Genomic DNA, 4,095 nt, shown 5'->3' with positions numbered 1-4,095 from the left:
CAGAGCCCAAATTATGTAAGACACATGTATCACCTTTTCCACATACCCACTGGGAGGTGGTGTTATATATCTTGGCGCCTGAGGCAAGCCCGCCCTCTGTGCAACTCAATCGCCAGCAACACCGCTTCTGCCATCCCGGAGCATATGTGGACTGCGGCGGCGTGCCGCGGATCCCTCGCTGCCGCCTCTGTGGTGGGTAACGTATTAATACTTGTGTGTGTGGCTCCGCTTATGAGGATTGTTACGAAGTATTTAGAGGGGGCGCCGCTGGTGACTTCGTATGTTCTCGACGTGGGTGGGGTGAGGGTGGTGGTCGACCCAGGCCCCGCCTCTCTACACGAGCCTCTGGACGTGGACGCTGTGGTTTGTACCCACATACACCTCGACCACTGCGGCTCGGCGGGCCACATAGGCAAGCCGACTTACGTCCACGAGCGGTATGTGAAACACGTGGTTGACCCCTCCAAGCTGTACGAGTCGAGCAGGTCCGTGCTGGGGGTGTATGCGGAGAAGTTCGGCAGGCCTCTGCCTAATGAGCAGGCGGTGGGCGTGGCCGACGGGGCCAGGCTATTCGACGCGTTTGACGCATTCCACACGCCGGGGCACGCGCCGCACCACGTGATGTACTTCTACAGAGATGGGAAAATCCTCTTCACGGGGGACGGCGGGGGGGTGTACATCTCAGAGCTGGGCGTGGTTATACCCACCACACCCCCGCCCTTTAGGCTGGATGCCTACCTCCAGTCGCTTAGCCGCGTCATGGGCCTCGGTGCAGAGGCGGTGTGCTTCCCGCACTACGGCTGTACGAGGGATGTGGAGGTTTTGAGGAGGCATGTAGAGCAGGTGAAGTCGTGGGTGGAGGCGCTGGAGGGGAGGCTGGACCTCTCCGTCGACGAGGCGTTGCGGATGTTGGCGAGGGCGGATGAAAACGTCGCGAAGGTGCTGGAGGTGGGGGGCCTCTACCTAGAGTTCTACCTAAGGTTCACGGTGCTGGGCTTCTTGGAGTATCTACGCGGCGTGAAAAAGCCGGGGTGAGCGCTACCCGGAGGTGGTACCTGTCTCTTCTTCGTAGGCCTTGGCCACGGCTAGCAGAACCTCCTCGTCTCTGGCGGCTATCTGGAGGCCTGCAGGCAGGCCGGAGGTGGGGGCCGGCACGGAGATGGCGGGGTGGCCGGTGAGGTTGAAGAGCTCCGTATAGGCGAGGAGCTTCGGCCTCACCGCTATGGAGGCGGCCTCCTCAATCTCAACCGCCTCGGTGGCGGTGGTGGGGGTGACCACGACGTCGTATTTCTTGAAGAGAGTTTCGAAAAATCTGACAGCCTCCTCCTTTACCCTCTTCGCCGTAACGTAGGCGACGGCGGGGAGGGCGGCGCCTGCGCTTAAGAGGACGGCGACATCGCGGCCCATCTGCTCCGCCGAGCTCCTCAAATAGTCGTAGTAATTCGCGGCGGCTTCTGAGAGGAGTATCGCGGCGCGGGCCGCCGAGTACCTCCCCGCGTCTATAAAGACCTCGTCCCGCAGGCCCCCCACGGCCTCGAGGACAGCGACGGCCCTCCAGAACGCCTTCTCCACGTGCCGGGTGTTTTCCGTGATCCCCATCAAGACGGCGAATCTAAATCTCTTGGGAGTGGGGAGCTCCCGGGGCCCCCAGCCCACCGCCGCCAGTATGTTTACAAGGTCGGCAACTGTCTTCGTGATGAAGCCGACGTGGTCTAGGGACTGGGCCAGGGGGAGGACGCCCTCGGTGGGTATCTTGCCGTAAGGCGGCTTGTAGCCCACGACGCCGCAGAGGGCGGCCGGAATCCTGACAGACCCCCCGGTGTCCGTCCCAATGCCCAGGTCGGCCATCCCGGCGGCCACAGCCCCGGCGCTGCCGCCGCTGGACCCGCCGGTTATGCGGCTGGGGTCGTGCGGGTTTTTGGTAGGGCCGAAGTGGGGGTTGACGTTGGTGGCGCCCAGGGCCAGCTCGTGCATATTAGTCTTGCCGACTACTACGGCCCCCTCGGCCATCAGCCTCCTGACCACAGGCGCCGTTTTGTCGGACACCCTCTTCATATACGGCGCCCCGTTCGTAATGGGCATCCCCGCCACCTCGATGTTGTCCTTGACGGCGACGGCGAGGCCGCACAGCGCCCCGCATCTACCAGCCCTCTGCAGAGACTCCAGCTCCCGCGCCGCCCCCTCGTTTAGGTAGATAAAGTAGTTCAGGTCGGCGCGCCGCCTAGCCTCCGCTATCTTCTTCTCCACCTCGCTCATACCAGCTGTAGACCTCTCAAAATCTTCTCTACCTGTCTCTTGACCTCCTCGGCGTTGACAACCGGGATGTTGAGGCTACGAAGCAACGCCTCCACGTAGTCCATAGGTAGGCCTCAGTGCGGGTTTTTAACTATTTTAATAGCAATTAATATAAAAATCAACACGGCCCACACACGCAGGCGGGCGGTGAGAACGGGGCGCCGTGGAGCTCGAGGCAGTTTTCACATGTCAAGCAACTCAGCGAATTAACATAGTGAGGGGACGACGCGCTTCAGCCCTCCCCCCGTTATGGAGTAGGCAAATTTCCCGCGGCGGGGCTTGCAGACGAGAGGAGGTTCTCAGACATTTGTAGTGCCGGGGAGATGGGGGGCTACATGTCTATAATCGATGTGTCCACCCCTATAGCCCCATTAAGTATTGATACGCCATATATACCTGCCTGAGAGACGAGAAAGCCTGAAGTAGGAAAAAGAATGACGATTTAACGTCTAGAGCCTCTGTGTAGTAGGAGGGCGGCGGCCGCTAGTGTGGCCACTGCGGCAAGTGCGGCTAGGAGGAGGCTTTGGCGCTCTCCGGGGCCGCCTCCGCCTGCGGGGGCTAGGCGTGGGATGTACCTCTCGCTGGGGACAAACACCACGGCGACACCGCAGAGCTCCCTCTCCCGTAGATACCTAGCCACAGACCTAACCGTCTCCCCGTCCGGCTTCCCTACATAGTAGGCCACGTCGCCAAAACGGCCAAAGATCGTGATGGAAACCAGGCCGTGTGCAGGCGCGCCGAGGCCGGGCACCGAGTCCACAGTCTTATTCCCTTCAAAAGCCCTAACTCTAGGCAGATCCACCACGACTATAGATATGTTGTATGCGGCGGCCACCCCCTCCAGCTCTTTTAAAACCTCCCCCCTCCCGCCCAGCCTGACAAAGGCGACTACAGTGCCGTTGTTTGCCTTGTCTATAGGCGGCTTGCCGGAGCCGGGGCCTACTCCCAAAACCTCGACGCCGGCTTTCCTCAGCGCCTCCTCCACCGCCTTCAGCTTATCGCCCATCATGTAGAGGCTGAGGTTAACAAGGGCATTCCACTGCTCTGGAGTTGCATTCTCCTCCGATCTCACGCCGAGCGCCTCCCTGGCCTTTTTGCGAATAGGGCTGTCGTACCTCTCCACAAGGCCAACTTCTTCAAGCCACCTGTGGAGATTAACGTAGTCGTCTAGCGGCGCCGTAAATATGTAGGAGGGGCCGCACGCCGTCTCAACCTCAACCACATACCTAGACATGTCTACATACAACACACCCGCGCTGAGCAACACGCCACCCAAAACCAACAAAACCAAAAACCTCATCTCCACCCCACTACTCCGAGAGCTTGATTAACAGTATCAACACTACGGAAGAAGAAATTATCACAACCATAAACTTGACTTCCGTCCCACGTCGTAAACGTCCTACAACATTTTCCAGTGTCCATGCTGTAGAGCACTCCGGCTACTGCTGTGCCGTCACCATAAAAATACCAAACTACTCCCCCGCTGTCACCCTCCCCGGCGATTATTGGCCTATAGTCACATGATGAATAAGGACTGGAAGCTACTACCCATCCCCGTCCATCGCTTGATCTAAAATCTGCAAAATCTCCACACGTCGTCAATGTTGTTCTACCTGTTTTGCATATAGTACTTCCTATCATATTTCCCAATTCAGAGTTTGTATAATATTTTGATATTGTATATGTAGTCCCAACTGGTAGAACAATTATTTTATTGCTAATAATAGATTTGTTCACAATATCTATGGCATAAACGTCGAGAGATACGGAAATTTTATCTGATCTCGACGTCCCTAT

At 58.2% G+C, this 4,095-nt stretch carries 4 protein-coding genes; 1 reads left to right on the top strand and 3 read right to left on the bottom strand.

Annotated elements, in window-relative coordinates:
- Positions 1 to 231: 231 nt before the first annotated feature.
- The gene (locus ACP5J3_RS11640) at positions 232 to 1,035 is read left to right on the top strand and encodes an MBL fold metallo-hydrolase (RefSeq protein ID WP_428495842.1); all 804 of its coding nucleotides are present in this window, start codon (positions 232 to 234) and stop codon (positions 1,033 to 1,035) included.
- 3 nt (positions 1,036 to 1,038) lie between these two features.
- On the opposite strand, the gene ACP5J3_RS11635 is transcribed toward ACP5J3_RS11640, so the two are convergent.
- The 3 genes from ACP5J3_RS11635 to ACP5J3_RS11625 all read right to left on the bottom strand — a co-directional run.
- Positions 1,039 to 2,256 (bottom strand): amidase, encoded by a 1,218-nt coding sequence (locus tag ACP5J3_RS11635; protein WP_428495841.1) that lies wholly within the window; start codon positions 2,254 to 2,256, stop codon positions 1,039 to 1,041.
- A gap of 481 nt (positions 2,257 to 2,737) precedes the next feature.
- Positions 2,738 to 3,595 (bottom strand): hypothetical protein, encoded by an 858-nt coding sequence (locus ACP5J3_RS11630; RefSeq protein WP_428495840.1) that lies wholly within the window; start codon positions 3,593 to 3,595, stop codon positions 2,738 to 2,740.
- Positions 3,592 to 4,095: hypothetical protein (locus ACP5J3_RS11625; protein ID WP_428495839.1), on the bottom strand; the 504-nt coding region annotated here is incomplete at its 5' end. The genes ACP5J3_RS11630 and ACP5J3_RS11625, both read right to left, overlap by 4 nt.

Origin of the sequence: Pyrobaculum sp. (genome assembly GCF_049971835.1) — an archaeon.
GTDB lineage: Archaea > Thermoproteota > Thermoprotei > Thermoproteales > Thermoproteaceae > Pyrobaculum.
Note: the sequence above shows the minus strand (reverse complement) of the source record. Positions and strands in the feature narration are given on the sequence as shown.

Coding starts and splice junctions, on each gene's coding strand:
- ACP5J3_RS11640 (WP_428495842.1), top strand. CDS start 232: ATGAGGATTGTTACGAAGTATTTAGAGGGGGCGCCGCTGGTGACTTCG.
- ACP5J3_RS11635 (WP_428495841.1), bottom strand. CDS start 2,256: ATGAGCGAGGTGGAGAAGAAGATAGCGGAGGCTAGGCGGCGCGCCGAC.
- ACP5J3_RS11630 (WP_428495840.1), bottom strand. CDS start 3,595: ATGAGGTTTTTGGTTTTGTTGGTTTTGGGTGGCGTGTTGCTCAGCGCG.